General features: G+C 60.3%; 2 protein-coding genes. One reads left to right on the plus strand and one right to left on the minus strand.

The genetic code is table 11. The features are described from left to right. On the minus strand, positions 1 to 281 hold a 281-nt coding region (locus WA989_RS02790), incomplete at its 3' end, for a glutathione S-transferase N-terminal domain-containing protein (RefSeq protein ID WP_424339002.1). Between the two features lie 70 nt (positions 282 to 351). Between WA989_RS02790 and WA989_RS02795 the strand changes: the two genes are divergently transcribed. Further along, entirely contained in the window at positions 352 to 1,665 is a 1,314-nt protein-coding gene (locus tag WA989_RS02795; RefSeq protein WP_424339003.1) for a M20/M25/M40 family metallo-hydrolase, read from the plus strand. Positions 1,666 to 1,745: the final 80 nt, after the last annotated feature.

Consider the following 1,745-nt stretch of genomic DNA (forward strand, 5'->3'; position numbering starts at 1 on the left):
GACGGATGGCCGTTGACTGGCAGCAGGGACGCGTCGGGGTAGCGGTCTGCCAGATAGAGCAGGATGGCCGCCGATTCCGTTAGAGTTTCGCCTTCCGGAGTAATGAGCGTTGGTAACTTTCGCTGCGGATTGACGTTGGCGTATGCACGGCCACGCTGGGAATCGGTCTCCAGAAGGACATCCGACAGGCTGAAGGCTGCACCGGCTTCAGCCAGCGCAAGCTCGATCGCCGCGGAGCCTGAACCTTTATCACCGTAGAGGACGTATTCCGCTCGACTCATTCCGGCAGTGTACGCCTGCTGCCGCCAACGCGTTATAGTCTGCGCCGATTCAATTGTCCGGGGAAGACTCATGCACAAGCAATCACGCGCCCGCCGCTCCGCCATTTTGGCGGGCCTGCTGACAACCATTTGCCAGCCGGCCGTTGCTCAGGAATTAAGCGATGTCGAGATCGATCCGCAATACGTGGATGAAGTCGCGAAACTCCGCGGCAGTGCCGATGTAGATAAGGCAATGCGCCATGTTCTGACCCTGGAGGCGCAGCACCGGGAGGAATTGATTGAACTGACCGAAATCCCCGCACCGCCCTTCAAGGAGATGGCTCGAGCGGAACGGTTCGCCGAAATGCTGCGTGCTGCCGGTCTCGACGACGTGTCGATCGACGAGGTTGGCAACGTCATAGGCCGACGGCCGGGTACCGGCGGTCAGCGGGTAGTTGGCTACAGCGCGCATCTCGACACTGTGTTTCCCGAGGACACAGACGTTACGGTGCGCTTCGATGACGACAAGATGTATGCACCCGGCATCGGCGACAACACGCGCGGGCTTGTCGTTGTACTGGCCGTCCTGCGTGCGCTGGAGCACGCCGCCATAAGGACCGACGCAGACATTCTGTTCATCGGCAACGTCGGAGAAGAAGGTCTGGGGGATCTGCGCGGCGTGAAGCATCTGTTTCGCGACGGCGCCAGCGCTATTGACAGCCTCATCGCCGTCGACGGAGGTGACGACGACAGAATTGTCTACGGCGGGGTCGGCTCCCATCGATATCGAATGGCCTTTAGCGGTCCGGGAGGGCATTCGTGGGGCGCGTTTGGTACCGCGAATCCGCATCACGCACTCGGCCGGGCGATCGCGCTATTCGACGAGAACGCGCCGGCCGTTACCGGCGATGGCGTCAAATCGAGCTATAACATTGGCCGCATCGGCGGCGGCACGTCCATCAACTCTGTGCCCTTTGAATCATGGGCCGAAGTCGACATACGTTCAGGGGATCAGGCCAAGATCGACGCCATAGATGACATTCTTCAGGCAGCCGTCGAGCAGGCGCTGCAGGAAGAAAACGCCGGACGTACCATTGGCGCCGAACTGACTGCGGAGCTTGAACGTGTAGGCACGCGTCCCGCGGCGCAGGGCGACGAGGGAGCCGCGCTGGTGCAGCGGGCGCTGGCCGTCACGCGCAGTTTTGATCTCGAGCCGCGACTCGGCATTTCTTCAACGGATGCCAATCTGCCGATTTCCAAAGGTATCCCTGCCATTACGATGAGCCGCGGCGGCCAGTCTTATGACAGCCATGCACCGACAGAAGCTTGGTCCAACGTCAGCGGTTACCGAGGGATACAGATAGGATTGCTGACTCTTCTCGCAGAGGCCGGGCTCACTCCATAATACTGCAACATAAAGCGGCGACACTTGGCCGTTCTTTAAACAGCCTCAGAGGGCGTTGCCATGAAACTCAATCGTCGCCA

This window comes from Henriciella sp. (genome assembly GCF_049649345.1).
In the GTDB taxonomy this organism is placed as follows: domain Bacteria; phylum Pseudomonadota; class Alphaproteobacteria; order Caulobacterales; family Hyphomonadaceae; genus Henriciella.